Origin of the sequence: Methanosarcina mazei S-6, from assembly GCF_000970205.1 — an archaeon.
Lineage (GTDB): Archaea > Halobacteriota > Methanosarcinia > Methanosarcinales > Methanosarcinaceae > Methanosarcina > Methanosarcina mazei.
The window spans coordinates 2,172,070-2,192,870 of sequence record NZ_CP009512.1 but is presented as its reverse complement, the minus strand read 5'-3'; the positions used below and the strand labels follow the sequence as shown (position 1 = coordinate 2,192,870).

Genomic DNA, 20,801 nt, shown 5'->3' with positions numbered 1-20,801 from the left:
TTCCTTTTTACTTCAGGCATGATTCGCTTTTATTTCAATTTCAATTTTGTTCAGATAATATCTCTTCATATTTTGTTCAGATAATATCTTCATATTTTGTTCAGATAATATCTTCATATTTTGTTCAGATAATATCTTCATATTTTGTTCAGATAATATCTTCATATTTTGTTCAGATAATATCTTCATATTTTGTTCAGATGGCAGTGTACCGAAAGTTCTGTAAATTATGATTGACTCTGTATCCTTTTCCTTTCACCACAAAAAAACAGGATGCAGAGTCAATGGTAGATTTATTCTCACTCATAAAAGATTATCTTGTCGATCAGGAAGATGGAATTCGCCATTTAATTACGTGGTTTTTAAATCTCGTAATGGAGGAGGAAGCCCTCCTCCAGGTTGGTGCACAACGTTATGAGAGGACTGATTCTCGTAAAGCCAGTAGAAATGGCTACAAACCCCGAACCCTCCTTACCAAGTATGGAGAACTTGAATTATTAAAACCTCAATTCCGTGAGTTTCCCTTTGAAACTCAGGTATTTGAGAAATATTCCCGAGTTGAACAGGCCATCTTATCCGCTGTAGCTGAATCTTACCTGCAAGGCGTTTCCACCCGAAGGGTGGATAAGGTCATGACTGCTTTGGGAGTTGAGGGAATCTCAGCCTCTTCAGTTTCCAGAATTACAAAAGAGCTGGATGAGAAAGTTTCAGAATTTTTGTCAAAGCCAATAGAACACGAAATTCCTTATTTGTTTATTGATGCTACTTATCTCAAAGTAAGAGATGGACTTCATTACGAAAATAAAGCTCTCTTTATAGTTTCTGGAGTCAGGGATGATGGTTTTCGCGAGATTCTTGGAGCAAGATTGGCAGACAGCGAAGACTCTCTGTTCTGGCAAGATCTATTCGAAGACCTGAAAGAAAGAGGGTTAAGAGGTGTCAAGTTAATTGTTTCTGATGGTCATAAAGGAATACAAAAAGCAGTTAGAGAATCCTTCATCGGATCAAGCTGGCAGATGTGCCACGTTCATCTGATAAGGCAAGCTCTAAAAAAGGTTCAAAAAAAGAAGCAAAAAGAAGTAGCAGATAAGATAAAAGAAGCATTGGTAGACCGTCAAAAATACAATGATTTGATAAGGGAACTGGATAAGATGGAATATAAAAGTGCAGCTGATACTCTTGAGAATTTTCAGTATGATGTAATGAATTACATGCAGTTTCCACAGAGTCATTGGAGAAAAATAAGGACGACAAATATGATGGAGAGAACTAACAAGGAGATAAAAAGAAGAACCAAAGTTGTAGGAGCATTCCCTAACCAGGAATCAGTATTGAGACTGGTAGTCTCAATACTCATTGATATAAATGAAGACTGGATTACTGGAAACAGGTATATAGTAATGGAGCAGTAATCAAAAAAGAAGACTAAGGGGTATAGAGCAAATTTTACAGAAAATTAGGCACACTGCCGTTCAGATAATGTCTACATATTTAGTTCGGATAAATATATATAATTTTTAGCTGAGAAATTTTTGAAGCCTTTGAAAAATCTCATGAAAAAGGCAATTTCCAGTTACTCTTTCTCGAGCCCTGGCCAGCTGAAGAAACTTTACAGGTTGGGCTATATAATATAAGATATATAAAAGGGAGGTGTCAGGAAAAGAGGTTCAACCTGAATGATTTGAGGCTGAAAAGAAGGGAAGGCTTTATTCCAAAAAATAAAGCCGTGCTTCAAAGAAAGCGTATAAAACTTTAATACGCCAGAAAGAACCTTAAAGTGGATATGAGCGTGCAGGATATGAGTTTGGGAACTCTCTTAAAAAACAATGCATAACTCTTTTAATCCACTGAAATTTCCTTATATAAAATTAAAGGTGTCCGGCGGGATGCCTGTCAAAAAATATGTCGATAAAAAATAAATGGGTTTGGGAATTCATCAAAACTGTCCGTAAGGAAATGAAGTATGGACAAAACAAATTAAAGAATAGAGCGGCTGGACTCTTCCAGAAGCATATTCTGTTGAGAAGAAGTCCTGATTCGCGGACTACCATGTCAGACAGAGCTCAGGATCTCAGGTATGGATTGCGAATTTGAAAGTGGTCCTAATGGCGACCTGGGAAATGGCAAACCTGAGCTCATGTCAGACCTGGATAATCAAAATGACCTGGATAACCGAATAAGCGGGAGCATATAACTGGCATGATTCAGGGTCTGAACTTTTATCTCTTCTTCGGATAAAATACACAGAAAAATCAATGCAGGCTTAAATACTGAGATTTCTTTTTTTCTTTATTACTGAACCCATTTCTACGCTGTACAGTTCCTTTTCCGCTGATTTCCTTTTTCAGGCTGTACTGATATAACTGTCAATACTCTCAACACGTTCGGAATTCTTCTCGTAATAATCATAGAGTTCCTTGCCCCAGGCAAGAGCACCGGGTTCAAAAGATATCACATACTTCCGGTCAAATGTCCCCTCTTTGGGAAAAAGAGCTACTCCCATGAAATTGTCTGCAGCTATAATGGTGGGAATCTTTTCACAATCCTTACAGACCATAAGCTTTGCATTTTCCATTTTAAGTAACTTCATGGTATGCTCCCTGTAATCCTCTTCAGCCCATCTTTTGAGGATTGGTTCTGGAAGGATAAGGGACACAGATGTTCCTTTCTGTACAAGTTCGAGATAAAAAGAAGGAAAAAGAGGATGGAAATAAGAAACCAGAGCTTCGAATTTTTTAGATTTTTTGGCGTTTTCGACATATTCAGGGATCATTTCAAACATATGTTCTATTTTGGGCTCGACTGTAATGCAGTGACCAAGTTCCTCAATACGGCGAAGAAGAAATGGAGGAATTTTACTCATGTCTCTGTCAGCCCAGTAATCTGCGTTTTCTTCCAGCACGGAAATAGTATCCAGAAGGGGTTTCATTTTCTCGGCTATAATTATTCCAATCTCGCTTAGCCTGTAAACATCCCTGTCCTGTATTACAAGGTGCTTTTCCTTCAACATTTTTATCTGGGGCTGGACTGAGGTTGCGCTTGCTTTAAGGGTTTTCTTGAGCGTATTGATATCTTTCGGTCCCTCAAGCAAAAGAAGAATAACATTCTTTCTTTTTTCAGATAAAAAAATCAGGTCAAGCAGAGAGTCTTCCATATTATGCACCTCAACTGGACACAGCCTTCTCCGGCTGTACATTTATAATGTAATTAATAAAGCATCGGCATCAAATATAATTATCACGTATATTATGTTTAAAGCTCTTATTCAGGGCATGTGATAAATGCACTTTGCACATCAGAATAATGAACTATTTTTATTGACGCATATAAATATATTTTCTTATATCTTATACATATCGTTCGCTTCAGTAACTTTTCTCTTATAATTATTCTTTGTTAAAGCCGGTTTAAAGAAATTAAAAATATAAAGGAGACAGACCGGAAGGAAAAAACAGAAAAAGACGAACCCGAAAGGGAAATATGAAAAAAGAAAAATAATCTTCAGGGCTTGACTCTGTCGGTTATGTCTTCTATGATGCCCTGGAAATTGGTTACCTGCCCTTCCTGGTTGCGCTGTATAAAGGTTTTTTCTTCCACCCAGCGCACCTCTCCTGAGGCTGTAAGGATCCTGTACTGGCGGTTGAACTCTTTTCCCCCTTCTTCGCAGTTCTCTTCGAGTTCCAGCTCTACGAGAAGAAGGTCTTCAGGGTGGACGATTTTTCCATAAAGGACTCTCCCGGAAATAAAATCTTCCGGAGCATACCCGAATTGCCGGACATTTTCGGATACATAAATTGTGGGCCAGTATTTTTCTGCTTTCCAGAGGAAAACTACCATAGAACTGTTATTAATCACTGTTTCGAGCGCTCTCTGCCTCTCAAGCAGGGCTTTTTGTTTTTCCATGAGGGCTTTCTGGCTCTCAAGGGCGTCGCGCAGTGCTATTTCGTTTTTAATCTCTGTGGTGATATCCCTGACAATGCCCTGAAAATTAACCACTCTTCCCTTTTCATCTCTCTGGATAAAGGTTTTTTCTTCTACCCAGAGGATCTCCCCACTACCTGTAATAACCCTATATCTGGTGACAAAATCGTCTTTTCCGATTTCACAGCATGTGGTGAGTTCTTTTCTTACCCTGTCTATATCCTCGGAATGAACAATATTTCCATACATTATCCTGCCTGTAAGGAAGTCCTCTGCACTGTACCCCAGCTGGCTTACGTTTTCCGATACGTATTTGGCGGGCCAGTCTTCTTCCGGGGCCCAGAGAAAAGCCATTACAGGGCTGTTGTTTATCACAGTTTCTAGAATTCGCTGTCTTTCCAGTACCTCATCAATAATAGTTTCATCGCTTTCAGCTACCTGATTGAATCCCATAGTATCCCTCTTCCTCCAGATATTTTTTTATATTCCAGAACCCTTACAGCACAGGTGAAAATGTATTTATAAAATCCTCTATCAATATACAATATATTTTGACATCTTATAAATTCATCCTTTTTTATACAGGGGGAGTATTCTGGTCTCGGAGATACCATCCAAAAATATAGAAAACATAGGAACTTCAGAAGTAGAAGAATTCTCTGGGAACAGGCAAGATGTTATCCAGGGAGCCAGAGAAGAATATGGAAGGTATTTTGGCATCTGCGGTTCATACCACCACCTGAAAGCCTGCCTCTGCAAATACTGTTCTTCTTATCCGGGCGGTGCAGGGATGTTTTGTGCTCGAGGAGGCATGGAAACCGGAAAAGGAAAAAAAGACGAATGCCTCTGTGAAACATGTGTGGTCTTCAAAAAGTTCCGGCTTGAAGGTGAGTATTTCTGCCAGCTCAAAGAAAAAGAGGAAGATTTTGAGAAAAAATATGTTGCTCCGGATATCTGTACGGATTTTCGGACAAGTGCCGGGACAATCAGGGTCTGCGTGCTGGGAGAGAAAAAATAATTCGATATCCCATACCAAATAATTATGAATTTATTTAAGTATGAATTTATTTAAGTATGAATTTATTTAAGTATGAATTTATTTAAGTATGAATCCATTAAAGATATGGAAAGGCAGGGTCAGACGCAGAACTTATGCAGAACTTATGCAGAACTTATGCAGAACTTATCTGTTTTTATTCTGTTTTCCTGATATAGAGCCTGTTTTAGAGCCTGTTTTTGCTGGCATTGAATATTTCAACACTATCGTAAAATCCTGTCCTTTGATCTTTTACTAAAGAGACTTTCTTTTTCCTTTCAGCCTATACAGTACACAGGGGAAGTGCCATCTCCATACCTTTAAGAAAAAACATCAGGGGCTGGGCTATATAATTTTACAAATATAATATGTACAATCAGAAATCAGGACTCAGTAACGGTGTCCGGATACTGAAGAGAGATTCTGGCGAAATTGGAGGTTTAAAAATGGCAACTAAAGAAGAACTTATTCAGGAGCTTTCGGATTCAATAATCTCCTGTAAAAAGGATGCAGTACTTGCTGCAGTTGAAAAAGCAAAGCAGGTTATGGAGCCTGCGGAAATAATCGAAAATGGGCTTGCTGCCGGCATGAACCAGGTAGGAGTTTTATTTGAGAGAGGGAAACTCTTCCTGCCCCATGTGATGATGGCAGCCGATGCAATGACTGCCGGAGTCAAAGTACTTGAAGCGGATATGCCTGCAGGGGCAGCGACAAAGAAACTCGGAGTCATTGTAAATGGGACAGTAGAAGGAGACGTTCATGACATAGGCAAATCAATCGTCTCAACAATGCTGCAGTCTGCAGGCTTTGAAGTCCACGATATAGGCAGGGACGTTCCCATAAAGAACTTTGTCGAGAAAGCAAAAGAAGTTAATGCAAACATGATAGGGATCTCTGCCCTTATGACCACAACCCTGCAGGGCCAGAGAGAGGTTATTGAACTTCTTAAAGAAGAAGGGCTGCGCAGCCGTGTTAAAGTGATGGTAGGCGGCGCTCCTGCGACCCAGGCATGGGCTGATAAAATAGGCGCAGACTGCTATGCAGAAAACGCAAGCGAAGCTGTAGCAAAGGCAAAAGAACTGCTTCTCTGAACCCCTGATTGCAGTCCAGTTGTTTTGTTAAAATTGCAGCTTAATTTAAATTATACATTTTGATTATCCAGGTTCATTTTAGTCCGGGAAATCTCATAAAAGCAACGGAGAATAAAAATGGCAACCGAATATGCTTTAAGGATGGGAGACGGGAAACGTATCTTCCTTACTAAGGACAAGATCATGGAGGAGCTTGAGGCAGGAATGGCGAATGCCTCTGACCTCGGTGAAATTCCCGACCTAAGTGGCGATGAAATCGACAAGCTTGCAGAAATTTTGATGATGCCCGGCAAAACCGTCAGTGTCGAGCAGGGCATGGAAGTCCCTGTCACACACGACATAGGCACACTAAGGCTTGACGGTGACCAGGGCAACAGTGGTGTTGGTATACCTTCCAGCCGTCTTGTCGGGTGCATGATGCACGAAAGGGCATTTGGCGCTGACACAATGGAACTGGGTCACATCGACTACAGCTACAAGCCTGTAAAGCCTGTCGTAGCAAACGAGTGCCAGGCAATGGAAGTCTGCCAGCAGAACATGATCATTCCGCTCTTTTACGGTGCAATGCCGAACATGGGGCTGTACTACACTCCTGACGGACCTTTCGAAAACCCCGGAGACCTCATGAAGGCTTTCAAGATCCAGGAAGCCTGGGACTCCATGGAACATGCAGCCGCGCACCTTACAAGGGACACAGTGTGGGTTATGCAGAAACTCTTTGCCTCGGGAGCAGACGGCGTTAACTTTGACACCACCGCTGCCGCAGGCGATGCTGACATGTACGGTACCCTCCATGCAATCGAGGCTCTGAGGAAAGAGTTCCCTGACATGTACATTGAAGCAGGCATGGCTGGCGAATGTGTACTTGGTATGCACGGTAACCTCCAGTATGACGGGGTTACACTTGCAGGGCTCTGGCCACACCAGCAGGCTCCTCTTATTGCAAAAGCAGGTGCAAACGTTTTCGGGCCTGTGTGCAACACCAACACAAGCAAGACCTCTCCATGGAACCTTGCACGCGCTGTCAACTTTATGAAAGCAGCAGTTCAGGCTTCTTCAATTCCCTGCCATGTTGACATGGGCATGGGCGTCGGCGGAATTCCCATGCTTGAAACTCCTCCGATTGATGCCGTTACAAGGGCAAGCAAGGCAATGGTCGAGATTGCAGGCGTAGACGGCATATAGATCGGGGTCGGCGACCCTCTGGGTATGCCGATTTCCCACATAATGGCTTCAGGTATGACAGGAATGAGAGCAGCAGGAGACCTTGTTGCAAGGATGCAGTTCTCAAAGAACATGAAGATTAAAGAGGCAAAGGAATACGTTGCAAAGAAGCTAAATGTAGAAACCATGGACCTGGCGGATGAATATGTTATGCGCGAACTCCGTGAGGAACTCGACATAGGCGTGATCACTTCAGTGCCTGGTGCTGCAAAGGGAATTGCCGCTAAAATGAATATCGAGAAACTACTCGATGTAAAGATAAATTCCTGCAATCTATTCAGGAAACAGACAAGATAAACACACTGAATAAGAGAACCGGATTCTCACAAAAAAGCCAGAAAAAGAAGAATCAGGAGCCTGTCTTACCTGAAATTCTTCAGTAAAAGAGGAGATTTTTCGGGGATGCTTCGGCAGAAAAACCGGAACAGTCTCCCTTTCCGGCTCCTGAATATCTTCCGAATTTGTATCCGTTTTTCTGCTTGCAGTTCTGCAGGCTTATTTTTCTGCAGGAGCTGTGCGAATCATCAGGCTAAACTAACAAATAGTAGAGGAGTGTGTAAAATGAGCGATGAAAATAACGAATCCGGGGGGCTTCAGCGGACAATTGACTGGAAACAGGGGCTTGCAATTGCTCTCGGTGTTCCTGTGCTGATCCTGCCTTCTATAGGTTACTTTGCAAGCTATGTCTGGGCTTTTGCGATCCTTGTCTGGGCACTTTCTGTTTTCCAGGGATTCATGCAGAACTTTGCCTACGGAGAACTTGCAACAATGTTTCCAAGGGCCTCCGGACTTCCTGGATTTGCCCAGAGCGTATTTAGAGCGAGTGATGAAAATAAACGATATGAAAAGAGCAAGTTACTTGGAGGTTTCAGTGCATGGAGTTACTGGTTTGCCTGGAACCCTGTGCTTGCTATCTTTTCAATCCTTATCGGAAGTTACCTCAAAGGGCTTATCCCTGCATTTGCAGGAGTGCCTGACCTTGCCATGTATCTTGTATCCGGTGCAACTGTGTTTCTGTTCCTTATCCTGGTAAACTACCGCGGGCTTTCAGGAGGCGCAACGCTTGGGTATATCCTTGCGGTTCTTTCGCTTGCCCCGCTTATAATTATCTCTCTTGCACCTTTCGCAACAGGACACTTCGAGATGAGCAATATAACAGGTTCCTGGCTTCCGACTGACTGGAGCTGGGATGTACAGCACATACTTATCCTTCTCGGGCTTTTTGCAATGGCACAGTGGAGCGCCTGCGCGTGGGAAACTGCGGCTATCTACGGGCCTGAATACAAGCAGCCCAGGTCCGATGTGCCCAAAGCCCTCTTCATCTGCGGAGCTATCTGCCTTGTGACCTTTATCCTTGTCCAGGCTGCCTGTACAGGGACTCTGGGTGTTGAAGGAATCCTTGCTGAGCCTTTCTCTCCCATGCTTCCCATGGCTCAGATGACTCTGGGTTCAATAGGAGGATCCCTTGCCATCCTCATGCTTATTGCGGCAATGATCCTTATTATCCAGACTGCTTTCCTGGGAGCTTCAAGGGCCATGTACTCCATGGCTGGAGAAGGAAATCTGCCCAAGTTTTTCGGAAAGATGAACATTTACGGAACCCCGGTCAATGCAATGATCGTTATTGCCCTCTTTAACATGGGTTTCATCTTCCTCGGGACACCTGCAGCCATCCTCGCAGCTTCTGCAATAGGATATGTCTGTGCTAACGGGATCAGCCTTTTTGCATACGTGAAAGCAAAATTCGACCCGCGCTTCTCGACGCTTGAGAGACCTTTCAAAGCTCCAGGGGGCTGGCAGTATGTTGCTGCTTTCTTCGGGTTCTTTAACCTGCCTCTCTGTCTGATAGGGATTGTTTATCTCAACAGCCTTGAAGTGGGCTGGGCTTCCACAATAGTCGGTTTCGTGGTACTCGCCCTTTACATCCCCCTGTGGTTCTACTCTCAGAAAGAGGGAGCTTCGGAGACAGGGAAAGAAAAAATTGCAGTGAGTGAAAACTCGGTATAAGTGAGTGAAAACTCAGTATAAATTTTGAATGGCAATGCAGGAAAAACTCCTGCATTATTTTTACTTAATTTTACATAATTTTACTTAATTTAATTTTTTAGCCCTTAAGGAAGTTTTTTAGAAGTTTTTAAATATTTCAAGTTCTTATAAAATTAAATCATTAAAAGTGGTCGTTCCTGTTTTTTTCAGAATATGGGCCCGTGAAAAAATGCTCTATTTTCCCCCTTTCGGCAGCTAAAACGAGAGGAAAAATATTGAGGATTAAAATGTTTAGCAACACCCCCTTAAGAACGAAAATGATTGTTTACACGGTGCTGGGAGTCTTTTTGATCCTTACAGCCTCCACAGCTGTGATCATTTCCACTGTCACAACCCAGGAAGAAAAACTGGCATACCAGCAGTCGGTTGAAATGGCTTCCAATTATGCAAACCAGTTCGATGCGGATATGAAAGCCAACCTGGCCATTGCAAGGACGATTTCAACAACAATGGAAAGCTATGAAACCGCAGACCGGGATGAAGCCCTCCTGATTCTGGAAAACCTGCTCCGGGACAACCCTCACCTTCTGGGGACCTATGTAGCTTTTGAGCCCGATGCCTTTGACGGGAAAGATGCCGAATATACAAACTCTCCTGCTCATGATGGAACCGGCAGGTTTGTCCCTTACTGGAATAAAATGAACGGGACTGCTTCAGTTGCCCCCCTGCTTCATTACGACAGCTCGGACTACTACCAGCTTCCGAAAGCTACGGAAAAAGACGTGCTTACGGAACCTTATTTTTATGAAGGGGTGTTTATGGTGAGTTATGTTTCTCCGATCATGAAAGAAGGGGAGTTCGCAGGGATTGGGGGGGTGGATGTTTCCCTGGAATACGTGGATGAGGTGGTAAGCAAGGTCAGGACTTTTGACACCGGATACGCTTTTATGGTAAGCAACAGCGGGGTCATTCTCTCTCATCCTACACATAAGGACTGGATAGGGAAAAAAGACCTTTATGATTTTGGAGGGGAAGAGCTCGAAAAAGCCTCCCGGGATATAAAAAATGGAATTGGCGGACACCTTGAGACCGCAGACCCCACAACAGGAAAAACCGTAATCCTTTTTTACGAGCCTGTAGAGACCGGGGACTTTGCTTTTGTTCTGGTTGTTCCTAAAGAAGAAATGCTTGCCGGAGTAGCTGACCTGAGAGAGAGGCTTCTTATCATATCTGCGGTTTCGATCCTTTTCATGGCTGCCCTTGCTTATATGATTGCAAGGTCCGTAACAGAGCCGATTAACAGGATCGTAAAAGACTTCAAGAGCATTGCTCAGGACGCCGTAAAAGGGGAACTCGGAGTCAGAGCTGATACGGATGTGGAAATCGACTTTCAGGAAATACCCAAAGGCCTGAATGAGATTCTCAATGCTGTGGTTATCCCCATCAGGGAAACCATGAGAGTCACCAATGCCCTTGCAAAAGGGGAATTAAAAGAAAGGGTTAATGTGGATGTCCAGGGAGAGTTCAGGGAGCTTGAGGACACTCTTGATAAGTTCTCCGAGACCCTCAATATGATTATAGATGACTCCAATGCTGTCCTGAAGGCTTTCCAGCATAATAATTTCAAGAGGCCTATCCAGGTCAAGGGACAGGGAGATTTCAAGCTCCTTACGGACGGAATTGAAGAGACGCGCCTGGTGCTTGACAGGGTTACAACACAGCGAAGGGAAGCGGAAAAATCTCTTCTCGAATATGCGAGGAAACTTGAACACTCAAACAGGTTAAAAGAAGAGCTTGAGAGCATAATTAACAGCAGCCCTGTTATTGTCTTTTTATGGAAGTATGAAGAGGGCTGGCCTATAGAATTTGTCTCGGAAAACGTTACAAGGCTCGGATATGAAGTGGAAGACTTTACTTCAAGAAAAATCCTTTACGGGAATATAGTATATCCCGGTGACCTTGAGAAAGTTGAGCGTGAGCTTGCAAGAAATATTGAATTCGGCTGTGAAGATTACAGTTCAGAATACAGAATACTTACCAAGTCAGGAGAAGTACGCTGGGTAGATGAAAGGACCTTTATTCAGAGAGATGAAAAAGGTGAGATCCGTCTGCAGGGGATTATCCTCGACATAACCGAGCACAAGAAAGCCGAAGAAGCCCTTTTGCAGATGGTAGAAATCCGCAAAAAGGAAATTCACCACAGGATTAAAAACAACCTCCAGGTAATCTCAACCCTTCTCTATCTCGAATCAGGTAATTTCAGCGACGAAAAGGTTATAGAGGCTTTCAGGGAAAGCCAGCACAGGGTCAAATCCATGGCTCTTGTCCACGAAAAGCTCTACCAGTCCGAAGACATGATAAGCGTGGACTTTTCAGACTATATCCAGAACCTTGCAAATTACCTTTTCGGGGCTTATTCCGTGGGTGATAAAAATATCAGCCTGAAACTTGACGTTGATAATATTTTCCTTGGCATGGACACTTCTGTCCCTCTGGGTATTATTATCAATGAACTTGTCTCAAATGCCCTGAAACATGCATTCCAGAAAAAGGAAAGCGGTGAGATTTGCGTCTGCCTGAAAAAGGAAGAACAAGGAAGCAGTGAAAAAAACTGTTTCTCACTTGTTGTAAGAGATAATGGCAGAGGCTTCCCTGAAGAAATTGATTTCCGGGAAACTGATTCTCTGGGCTTGCAGCTTGTAATTAACCTTGTGGACCAGATTGAAGGGAGCATTGAACTTAATACGCATGAGGGAACAGAATTCAGGATAAGGTTTAAGGAATTAAGATACAGGCAGAGAATGTGATTTATCCGCAAACGAGAATCATTAAAGACAGTGCAATACCTGAAGGGCCTTTATATTGAACACCTTAAGAGTTATTGTATTTAATACCCGAAGAGTCATTGTATTCAGCACCTTAAGGGTCATTGTATTGAACACCTTAAGGGTCACTGTATTCAATATCTTAAGAGGATCCTGTGACAATGGATCTTATGATAATAGTTCACAATAGATAGTCCTCAACACCCGCTTCACCCTTTTCATAAGCTTCGTGCCAGCCACGGGGCACAGGCATTTCTTCATACAGGCTTTTTCTCTGCGCCTCAAGCAATTCAGGTTTTTTACCCATAAACTCCGCGGCGCATACAACTGTATTTTTTACCATTCCTGCGAGGTCTTTCAACCACCTGTAGCCCTCAAGAAACCTCAGGAGGTGGTGGTCAAGGATAAGGGTGCCTGCATTTTCGGCAAGCAGAAGGGCATTTTCGAGCGCCTCATTAGAAGCTTCTGGGACATGATGGGAGAGGTAGAGAGGAGGTCCGGAAACAAAAACAACTGAAGGCTTCCAGGCAAGTATCTGCATGACAGCCTCCCTGTCCAGAAGCTGGATATCCGAACCATGAACAAACACTTTATCTCCTTCAGAGACCCTGGTCATCATCACCGTGCCAAATCCCTTACCTCTCGTCCCGTGAGGTACAGCGGGCGAAAAACTGACACCTTCAGAACTGACACCTTCAGAAGCAGGAAGAGAATGCCCTAAATAGCGAAAAAACTCTTTTCTCCTTTGTAGGGACAACCCCGAAATATTTCCCGGACCTTTGCACCAGAACCTGACCCCTTTTAAATCGGGGAGATCTTCCACTGGCAATTGATAAGGGTCTTCGACTTTCATGGGCATGTGGTCCCCATGGTAATGGCTGATTACTATGTCTGTTGTGCCCTCGAATTCCGCAAGAATTTTCTCCCTGATCCTGAGGGCAGCTGCCACCTCCACAGGGTGCGGAAGCAAACCGTACCGCAGGCGAGCAAGGGCAACTCCGGGATCGATAAGGATCTTTCTCTCCCCGGTCTTCACAATACACGCAAGGGACCGTGCTCCGAAAGACTCGCACCCCAGTATCTTAATCTGCATATGTTTCTATCCTTTTTCAGGAATAAAAGCCCTTTCAGGAATATTTTTAAGAACCATTTTATACAGACTTTATACAGACCCGGGTAGAAAGAAAAAAAGAGCAGGCAGATCAAATCCTGTTTTTTGAAACAGTTCTATCTCTTTCGCCGAGCGGGAAAAGAACAATCAGGAAAAATGAGGGTTTCTCTAGTCAAGTATATAAAGATCCTCCAACTCCTTTATGAACCTCACGTTTCTTCTTCCAAATTAGCCCTTTTTTCTTCCAAATTAGTCCTTTCTCCTTCCAAATTGGTCCTCTTGAGCGAGCAAAGCGAGCGAAAAGGACACCGCCCTCCCGAGGCGGGACTCGGGCGAGACGAGAATCGGGCGAGACGAGAATCGGCGAGACGTGCTCGGGAGATGTGAAATTCGGAAAACAATAGATTAACTTTTCTGAGGTCACAAAAAGCTTAAATTAAGTACAGTAATACTGAATAAACTGATTTGGTGTACATCAGGCCTTTTTATCTGCCTGAAATCGCAGGTTTGTTTTTCAGGTAAGGATTTTTGTACGTCAAATATTTGACTGAGTTAATTATTATACATGGCTGGTAACGGACATTAAATATACTTTAATATATTTGGTACCTTACCTGTCAGAAGTTTGTTATTAGTCAGATATTTATTATTCACTGACCAGTAATCTACCTGAAAATCACTCATAAATCCGGCTAATGGCAGTCATGTCAATATAAGCCTGTGAGTATAAATGCTGTCATCATCAGCCTGTCATAATTACTTATTAGCAGTTTATCAAAAATTAACAGGATTGAATAGACGGTTTACCTCAATTTATCTTTCATCAGGGAGACTCCTATATGATAAAAGATAGTTATACCTGATTTCTTTTACATTTTTAGGATTCTTGAACTTAGAAAAGAAAAGTAATGTGAGAGAATCAGGCAACGGTGATTAAATGACAGGGTTACGCACAGGAAGTTATTATGTTGCCTGATTCTGAAAAGTGCCGGAAAGCGCAGAACCGGCTTAAGTGGGATAGCCCCAAAAATGGGGCTTGGTGGTGTTAATGTTTGGTACAAAGATTATATTCAGGGCTTTGAGCGCCCCAGCTCTTTACAGTATATATTATGTCATTCAAAATATATAAAGCTTATTATGTAAATTTTTATATTAAACTGTTTGTTTATTATTGCCGTCGTCGTCAAAATATCGCGCAATTCGTAATTATATAACTTATAGACTACTTGATTTTTAATTGTATTTATGCGGTTATTTGTTGTTATGAACATATGAACAAGTATTCATATGATACTCTCTCTGTCTTTCTGTTTTGTCTATGTTACAATGTCAACCGATACCGCCGACAAGATAATGAGTATGAGTTGGCTCTGTCGTTTGTCGTGTCGGGCGCGCGGCTATGTGCGATTAGTTAATTATTAGAATAAGCGTAGGGTTTCTCCAATATAGAGCCGGTAGATAGTGAAAATTAAAAAGTCAAAATGTAGGCTTTACTTTGTCGCTACGTCACAGAGTAATGATTAATAACCACTAGGATTAAGTACGTCATACTCAGAACCATCTTTGGTTTTAATAGTTTTAAACCTGCTTTTGCCTAGTGACGCAATAAACAAACCTGCAGTTGGTTCTGTGGTAGACCATGGATTATATTTTTTTGTTTTCTCCATCCTGGCTATAATGGTATTAACATCTTCAGGTTTGTATCTGTATTTAAAAAGTTGATCCCATACGTTGTAATGACACCAATAAAAGCGGTAAAGTCCTCTGGCATAAGCTGTACCTATATGTTTTTGCTTGAGCTGTGCTGGACTCGGTTTCTTTCTTCTAAGTCCTATTTCAATGTCCCATTCGTATTGATCTAGATCTTTTTGTATGAGTTCTTTTAATTCTTCCTTTATAAATTTTTGAACTCTTATATCTTTTAAGTCATCCATCTTAAAATTTTTTGAGTATATATCTCTAACATCAAGGAAAGATTGAATTTTTTCTTTTTCATACGGTAACATCTTAACGTCACATCCCTAGAAATAAAACCTCAAAAACGTCAGTTTCTTTATATACTAAATTGAAATTTTTGCTTTTAACTCAGTCTCTCAAAACGAACTATTCAAGGTAAGGTATTTGCTTGTACCTTGCATACTTAGCTCTAAAAATGAGAGTAGAGACAAATTAAACGTTTAATTTCTCACTCTCAGGTTCAGAACTAAAAGCATTAATTTTTGATCTGACATTTTTAATTGCTTCTCTCTTTTTGTCCTTTTCTTCTTCAGGTAAACTTTCCCAATTCTTCGTAGCTGTAAATTCTCTAGGTGTTAAACCTTCAAATTTTAAGGTACCTGGATATTTTGCAGCAATTCTGGATCTAATATTTTTTGCAATAGTACATTTCTGCTCAGGGTCCGCTTCATCTGTGACGCTGTTAGGGTATGCAGGATCTAAAGGACAATTATTGACTGAACACTTTTTGTAACGTGGACAATCATAAAAAGGCTCAACTTTCCGGACCATGTTAAACACCCTGCAAACATACCTTAGTAACATGTAATGTGTTGCCCACAAGCTCAATATTTACATTAGAATCCCCTGTTAGCCCCATCTTACGGACAAAATCAGCAGGAATAGACATTACAATAGTACCAAATTGATTACTAGCATATACTTTTCGAATCAAAATTTAACCCCCAGGTAAGTTAAAATAAACTTACTACTGTTATATATGTTCTAATACTATATAAAACTATTGCATAGTTATATATAGTCTTTCGATAACGATTATTTATATGTTTCTACTGTAAGCGTTAAATCATTCTTGATTTTAGGGAAAAATAGAAAAAATAGATTGAATTAGAAGCCCTACAAGCAATTTGTTTAAGCTGATTGGTGTGTTTATCGCCTGAAAAATAATTAAAAATAAAAGGTTTTAGGCAGTTTTATATTATTAAAAGTCTTTAAGCTTCTTGAAGTCTAGCTTAACTCAATTTTTGCATTTATATGAAAATTGATTTTATTTGATATTATAAATAAAAATAGGGATAATATGGATGAAAATTTATTAAGTATAAAAGGAAAAGTACGAAGCTGTCTAAATAAGCTTTATACAAGGGATGCTTTTCTTTTTGAAAGAAATAATGGTGAAGGTGTATGTGAAAGATGCCTTGCATTTAGATTTGGAATGTATTTACAATGTGAGTTTAAAGATTACTATGTTGATGCTGAATACGATAATACAGTGACATACTCCCTCGATGAAAACAACGGATATGTAAGAGAAACAAATGAGAACAAAAAGAAGCAAGTTCTAGATTCTAATGGAGTTGAAAGTAATCGGATTCCAGACATTATCATTCATAAAAGATCTTTAAATCTTGCTGATGATAATGATTATATTTGTTTTGAACTTAAAAAGTGGAATCGTATCCCGAAGAAGAAATTGTTAGAAAAAGATTCTAGCGTTCTTGAGACTTTAACATCTGATTATATGTATTTATTTGGATTCCACATAATATTTGGAAAAGAAAAAGAAGAAACAAAGTGGACAATATTTCAATTTGGTGATAAAATAAAAGGAGAAAAAGATGTATTAGTATTTGAAAATGGTGCATAAAGCTTTACTCATTTAAGAATATTCCACTCAGTCAATTGTTTTTTAATACTTCGTAATTCATCATCGTTAAAAGCAAGATTCTGGTAGTGCCTCATAGATGTTAAACTGTCATGCCCTTGTCTCAGGCAGGTGGTAGACTCTAATACTCCTGATGAGATCATCCAGCTTTCTATAGTCTTTCTGGTAGTTTTTGCACTTATGCCATAAGGGTTTAACCCTGCAAGTTTAGCCCATCTTTGAAGGTTTCTATTCCAGCTACTTTCAACAGGTGGTTTTTTTCCGTTAAAGAAAGCATTCATTGTATAATTCCACATTGAAGGCAATGGCTGAATAGTTCTTTCAATCTGAGTCCTTTTATGTTTCTTTTGTGCTTCGGGTGGTAAATGAATTATATTTCTTTTATCATTATACCATTCTCTGTTATCGTAGAGCCTGCAAACTTCAATATACCTCATACCAGTAACAATAAGCACGTCAAGAATTGTTTTATATTCAGCCTTTGGAATAGCAGCCCTAAGCCTCTGATACTCTTCAGGTGTTAATATCTTTATTTCACCTTTCGTATAAAGGTGTAAAGTATCCCTGTCTCTTTTTAACCCCTGAGTAGGATATTTAATAGCTTCAGTTACATGCTCATGCGTGATTTTAGTGCTAGTTTTTGTTTTGTAGTTACCACTAACCATAAGAAACTCCCATAATAATATAGGACGTGATTATATTTAAACCTTGCTATTGTTGTGAATATCAACCTAAAAACAAGACTTAAATTAACATTTTGTATGAAAATAGCAAGGTTTTCTAATAAAACCACGTTATGCACAATTAAAAATATGATAAAAGCTATGCATGTGTGAAATTAAAGTAAAAATAACCAAAATCAAAACAAGAATCATTACGAAGACCTGATATTTTTATTTCAGTTTTAACCATGGCACAGTTTTGAACTTTCAAGGGCTTACCTTGGTGTCACGTCTGCAGAAAAACGTCACATATAGTCTGTTACAGCTATTCAGAATCCTTTAACCTTGGGGATTGACGTGACAACTAGCATTGCTAATCTAAATACTTCTAATTGATCAAATTTGGTTATAATAAGCTAATAAAACTCCTATTATCTCTAAGTTAAGACTAGCCGAGTTAACAACGTACAAAAAGAAACCATTTTAAGCTTTAAGTTTTATCAAAAATTATGGTGTTGGGTTGCTAATATATCAAGAGAAAGTTCACGCTCAATGTCTTAGTAAAGATCCAGGAGAACGTAGGAATGCATTATGGCAGATAATAAAAAACTTCTCGTTACTGCCAGATTAGCAAAACGCATGGGATGACCTACATAGACTTACATCAGATAAAGACTTGGATGTTAGGCTTGCGTCCGTTATTGCTCTCGGTTCTGTTTTTTCTCATATACCAGATAAACAACAAGCTTGGGACGACTTGCATAGACTTGCATCAGATAAAGAATGGAGGATTAGGTTTAATGCCGCCAGTTCCATTGGTTCTGTTTTTTATCATGTACCTGATAAAGAACAAGCTTGGAATGACCTTCATTGGCTTACCTCGGATAAAGACGAATATGTAAGGAGTGAAGCCGCCAATGTCCTTGGTACTATTTTTTCCAGTGTACATGACAAACAAAAGACGTGGGAGGACTTAAGTAGACTTACACATGATCGAGACAGTTCTGTGATAGCCTATGCAAATCATTCTCTTGGAAGAATTTCAATATTCAATGCTTCCCAAGCAGAAACAGAAGAAGATTATAAGAAGGAATTGGAAAGGGCAATTGAGTTTTATGAAAAAGCGGCAAATGAATCTATATGGAAGAATCCATCTAGATTTTGTTTTCCTTTTTATCGTTCATTCCATACAATAATCTTTAAAAAACAAGAAATAAAGGAAGAGGTAGATAAATACCTCGCAGAAGCAAAAAAAGCCGCTTGCAACTCAAAAAGCAAGGAGATGCTTTTAGAAGCTGTTGAAAATCTTGCAAGTGCATTAAAAGAAGTTCAGAATCTAGAAAACCTAGATTTAGAAGCAAAGAAAGGTGAGCTTAATTTTTACAGAAAATACTGTGATCGTGCGGCAGAGCTAATGAAGGATACTGAGAAAAGTTCACCTTACGCTACAGCAGCAGTGACGAAAGGGTTTCCTATCTTAGATAGAAATCTAAAGGATCTTATTGAAGAGATTCAAAAGAAAACAGAAATAATCAATGAACAAACAAAAGGAACTCAGTTTGAAAAATTGGGAAATGAATTAAATCAATGTACTCAATTTCTTTCACAGATTAGAGATCCAGTTGGGCTTGAAAAACAAGTAAATAGTTTGCAGAATATATTGGGGGAAATTTGTTTTAAGTTTCCTGATGGACAAAAAGGCGAAGCATGCAAATTGCTTAATAAGATGTATGCAGAACCATTAGTGGAAGACAAAATTCCTCTTATGGTTAATATCTTAAGTAAATTCTCTTATCAACTTGACATGATAACTCATTTAAATAGAATTGAAGAAAAATTGGAACAAAAGTTAAGTTGTATAAGTTTTGATATTTTCAAAATCAAACTTAATTCATGTAATATTATCACTAGCCTTGACGCCATGAAAAATGAATTAGCGAAATTGAATGAGATAGAGAACTTAAATACATTATCTATCGAAAGGTTGGATTCTATACAGACTGATAAGCTAAATGATTTGAATAGTGATATACTGGAACGCTTGGATGAAATGAAAATTTTAGTATATGAGTTTTCTAAGAACAATGAAGAATTATACCAGGAATTTTCTAAAAGGTTAGATGAACTAAAACAGTCAAAATTAGATACGTTACTGCAACGATACTCTGCGGTAATATCATTATTCGGTTTTGTAATGTCATTGATTCCAATAGTGCCCAATGTTGATTAAAGCTGAATAAAAACAGCGCCGTAAATTATGGATATGTATGATTGTATGAAGTAACAGACTGAAATCCCAAGCCATTCTAAGCCCCTACAAACCCTCAGAATAAACAGCCTGAAGAATTAAGTTCTAAGAGATTTCTTAGCCTTGAGCTTCCTATGAGGTTCTAAAGTTGAAATTTCTGTTATTTTGTCAGCTTTTCAACTGTAAGCACTTAATTCTAGGATGTTCACCAGCTTCCTATATAAACCTCTCAAAGACAGAACTAAAAATAAATCTACGTGTGTACGTTGATAGAATTGCTTATTTTTTATGACTCTTGCCTTTCTGGGCTTCGTAATAACCTCAAGGTTGAATTTGTTTTATGTGGGTAAGGGGTTTATGTCTGTCCAAACAATGATTAAAAATAAAGTATTTTGAAGGTTTAAGGCTTTATTGAATATTATAAGCTTATTCAACAAATAATCGTAAACGTGCTTATGGTGACAAAACATATGATTTTCTTACATACCTTTATTTCTTCCGCGAGTCTCCAGAATCTTATCCCTAATTTCTTTATTACAATTATTAATGCTCTTCAATTGATATGAAACAACTATAGCATATATTACAGTAACTAGGGATATAATTGAGGTAAATAAAGGAGCCAAGTCTGAATAAGGGATGTCTTGAAAGAAAAACGATAGGACATGAATTATACCGTAAAAAAAGAAGGAAACAAAATAACCTGCTATAAAAGTCATAGGGAGTACTACTATTGCAACCAAATAAAGGAAATCAGCAATAGGATTACATTTTTCCAACAATTTAGATTGAGCCAGTTTAATACTTCTCCATCTTAAGTTGTCCAAGGCTGAAAAATAAACTGAGCAAAACATGATTACAGATATACATGTTAATAAATCAAATATTGAAAAAGAGTGTGAAAATATTGAAACCTTAATTTGATCTAAAAAGTCCTTATAATCAGATAATGCAACTAATACTGTTAAAAAACTAATAGCAAAAATAACTTTCTCATTTGTGTTAAAACCTTCTTCCATTTTCCCAAATTTAAACAATTAGCATATATAAATAATTAATGGCAGTGTGACAAAAT

15 protein-coding genes and 1 pseudogene are annotated in these 20,801 nt (G+C 39.6%); 8 read left to right on the top strand and 8 right to left on the bottom strand.

Going from position 1 to position 20,801, the window contains the following annotated elements; all coding sequences use genetic code 11:
- The first annotated feature begins 233 nt into the window (after window positions 1-233).
- On the top strand, window positions 234-1,412 hold the full coding sequence (locus MSMAS_RS09380; protein WP_011034859.1) for an IS256-like element ISMma16 family transposase: 1,179 nt from the start codon (window positions 234-236) through the stop codon (window positions 1,410-1,412).
- Window positions 1,413-2,344: 932 nt separating this feature from the next.
- On the opposite strand, the gene MSMAS_RS09370 is transcribed toward MSMAS_RS09380, so the two are convergent.
- On the bottom strand, window positions 2,345-3,154 hold the full coding sequence (locus MSMAS_RS09370; RefSeq protein WP_048045949.1) for a helix-turn-helix transcriptional regulator: 810 nt from the start codon (window positions 3,152-3,154) through the stop codon (window positions 2,345-2,347).
- Window positions 3,155-3,501: 347 nt separating this feature from the next.
- A complete protein-coding gene (locus MSMAS_RS09365) occupies window positions 3,502-4,374 on the bottom strand; it encodes a PAS domain-containing protein (protein WP_011034861.1) in 873 nt (290 codons plus the stop codon).
- 112 nt (window positions 4,375-4,486) lie between these two features.
- Between MSMAS_RS09365 and MSMAS_RS19865 the strand changes: the two genes are divergently transcribed.
- The 5 genes and pseudogenes from MSMAS_RS19865 to MSMAS_RS09325 all read left to right on the top strand — a co-directional run bounded on the left by MSMAS_RS19865 (window position 4,487) and on the right by MSMAS_RS09325 (window position 12,065).
- A complete protein-coding gene (locus MSMAS_RS19865; protein WP_327036902.1) occupies window positions 4,487-4,939 on the top strand; it encodes a DUF2769 domain-containing protein in 453 nt (150 codons plus the stop codon).
- A 464-nt stretch (window positions 4,940-5,403) separates the two neighbouring features.
- Entirely contained in the window at window positions 5,404-6,048 is a 645-nt protein-coding gene (gene mtbC, locus MSMAS_RS09345) for a dimethylamine corrinoid protein MtbC (protein ID WP_015412949.1), read from the top strand.
- Between the two features lie 117 nt (window positions 6,049-6,165).
- Window positions 6,166-7,569 (top strand): annotated as a pseudogene (mtbB, locus tag MSMAS_RS09340) ([dimethylamine--corrinoid protein] Co-methyltransferase).
- Window positions 7,570-7,833: 264 nt separating this feature from the next.
- Window positions 7,834-9,279, top strand: a complete 1,446-nt coding sequence (locus MSMAS_RS09330; protein WP_048036517.1) for an APC family permease — start codon at window positions 7,834-7,836, stop codon at window positions 9,277-9,279.
- A gap of 266 nt (window positions 9,280-9,545) precedes the next feature.
- Window positions 9,546-12,065, top strand: coding sequence for a histidine kinase dimerization/phosphoacceptor domain -containing protein (locus tag MSMAS_RS09325; RefSeq protein ID WP_011034866.1), 2,520 nt, complete (start codon window positions 9,546-9,548; stop codon window positions 12,063-12,065).
- Between the two features lie 199 nt (window positions 12,066-12,264).
- Here MSMAS_RS09325 and MSMAS_RS09320 read toward each other — a convergent pair whose 3' ends face one another.
- From MSMAS_RS09320 to MSMAS_RS19230, 4 genes are all read right to left on the bottom strand, one after another.
- On the bottom strand, window positions 12,265-13,176 hold the full coding sequence (locus tag MSMAS_RS09320) for an MBL fold metallo-hydrolase (protein ID WP_048046517.1): 912 nt from the start codon (window positions 13,174-13,176) through the stop codon (window positions 12,265-12,267).
- A 1,538-nt stretch (window positions 13,177-14,714) separates the two neighbouring features.
- Entirely contained in the window at window positions 14,715-15,200 is a 486-nt protein-coding gene (locus MSMAS_RS09315) for a hypothetical protein (protein ID WP_048046516.1), read from the bottom strand.
- A 163-nt stretch (window positions 15,201-15,363) separates the two neighbouring features.
- The gene (locus tag MSMAS_RS09310; protein ID WP_048046515.1) at window positions 15,364-15,702 is read right to left on the bottom strand and encodes a hypothetical protein; all 339 of its coding nucleotides are present in this window, start codon (window positions 15,700-15,702) and stop codon (window positions 15,364-15,366) included.
- Window position 15,703: 1 nt separating this feature from the next.
- Entirely contained in the window at window positions 15,704-15,865 is a 162-nt protein-coding gene (locus tag MSMAS_RS19230; protein WP_196296924.1) for a hypothetical protein, read from the bottom strand.
- Between the two features lie 366 nt (window positions 15,866-16,231).
- Between MSMAS_RS19230 and MSMAS_RS09305 the strand changes: the two genes are divergently transcribed.
- The gene (locus MSMAS_RS09305) at window positions 16,232-16,798 is read left to right on the top strand and encodes a hypothetical protein (RefSeq protein WP_048046514.1); all 567 of its coding nucleotides are present in this window, start codon (window positions 16,232-16,234) and stop codon (window positions 16,796-16,798) included.
- An 8-nt stretch (window positions 16,799-16,806) separates the two neighbouring features.
- Here the strand turns inward: MSMAS_RS09305 and MSMAS_RS09300 are convergent, their stop codons facing one another.
- Window positions 16,807-17,481 carry a tyrosine-type recombinase/integrase gene (locus tag MSMAS_RS09300; protein WP_080942072.1) on the bottom strand — a complete coding sequence of 225 codons (675 nt, stop codon included), beginning with the start codon at window positions 17,479-17,481 and terminating at the stop codon, window positions 16,807-16,809.
- A 673-nt stretch (window positions 17,482-18,154) separates the two neighbouring features.
- Here MSMAS_RS09300 and MSMAS_RS17895 point away from each other — a divergent pair.
- Window positions 18,155-19,708, top strand: a complete 1,554-nt coding sequence (locus MSMAS_RS17895; protein ID WP_052728064.1) for a HEAT repeat domain-containing protein — start codon at window positions 18,155-18,157, stop codon at window positions 19,706-19,708.
- A gap of 497 nt (window positions 19,709-20,205) precedes the next feature.
- On the opposite strand, the gene MSMAS_RS09290 is transcribed toward MSMAS_RS17895, so the two are convergent.
- Window positions 20,206-20,745, bottom strand: a complete 540-nt coding sequence (locus tag MSMAS_RS09290; protein ID WP_048046513.1) for a hypothetical protein — start codon at window positions 20,743-20,745, stop codon at window positions 20,206-20,208.
- Window positions 20,746-20,801 lie beyond the last annotated feature (56 nt).

Coding starts and splice junctions, on each gene's coding strand:
- mtbC (WP_015412949.1), top strand. CDS start 5,404: ATGGCAACTAAAGAAGAACTTATTCAGGAGCTTTCGGATTCAATAATC.
- MSMAS_RS09330 (WP_048036517.1), top strand. CDS start 7,834: ATGAGCGATGAAAATAACGAATCCGGGGGGCTTCAGCGGACAATTGAC.
- MSMAS_RS09320 (WP_048046517.1), bottom strand. CDS start 13,176: ATGCAGATTAAGATACTGGGGTGCGAGTCTTTCGGAGCACGGTCCCTT.
- MSMAS_RS09370 (WP_048045949.1), bottom strand. CDS start 3,154: ATGGAAGACTCTCTGCTTGACCTGATTTTTTTATCTGAAAAAAGAAAG.
- MSMAS_RS09310 (WP_048046515.1), bottom strand. CDS start 15,702: ATGGTCCGGAAAGTTGAGCCTTTTTATGATTGTCCACGTTACAAAAAG.
- MSMAS_RS09305 (WP_048046514.1), top strand. CDS start 16,232: ATGGATGAAAATTTATTAAGTATAAAAGGAAAAGTACGAAGCTGTCTA.
- MSMAS_RS09325 (WP_011034866.1), top strand. CDS start 9,546: ATGTTTAGCAACACCCCCTTAAGAACGAAAATGATTGTTTACACGGTG.
- MSMAS_RS09365 (WP_011034861.1), bottom strand. CDS start 4,374: ATGGGATTCAATCAGGTAGCTGAAAGCGATGAAACTATTATTGATGAG.
- MSMAS_RS09300 (WP_080942072.1), bottom strand. CDS start 17,481: ATGGTTAGTGGTAACTACAAAACAAAAACTAGCACTAAAATCACGCAT.
- MSMAS_RS09315 (WP_048046516.1), bottom strand. CDS start 15,200: ATGTTACCGTATGAAAAAGAAAAAATTCAATCTTTCCTTGATGTTAGA.
- MSMAS_RS09290 (WP_048046513.1), bottom strand. CDS start 20,745: ATGGAAGAAGGTTTTAACACAAATGAGAAAGTTATTTTTGCTATTAGT.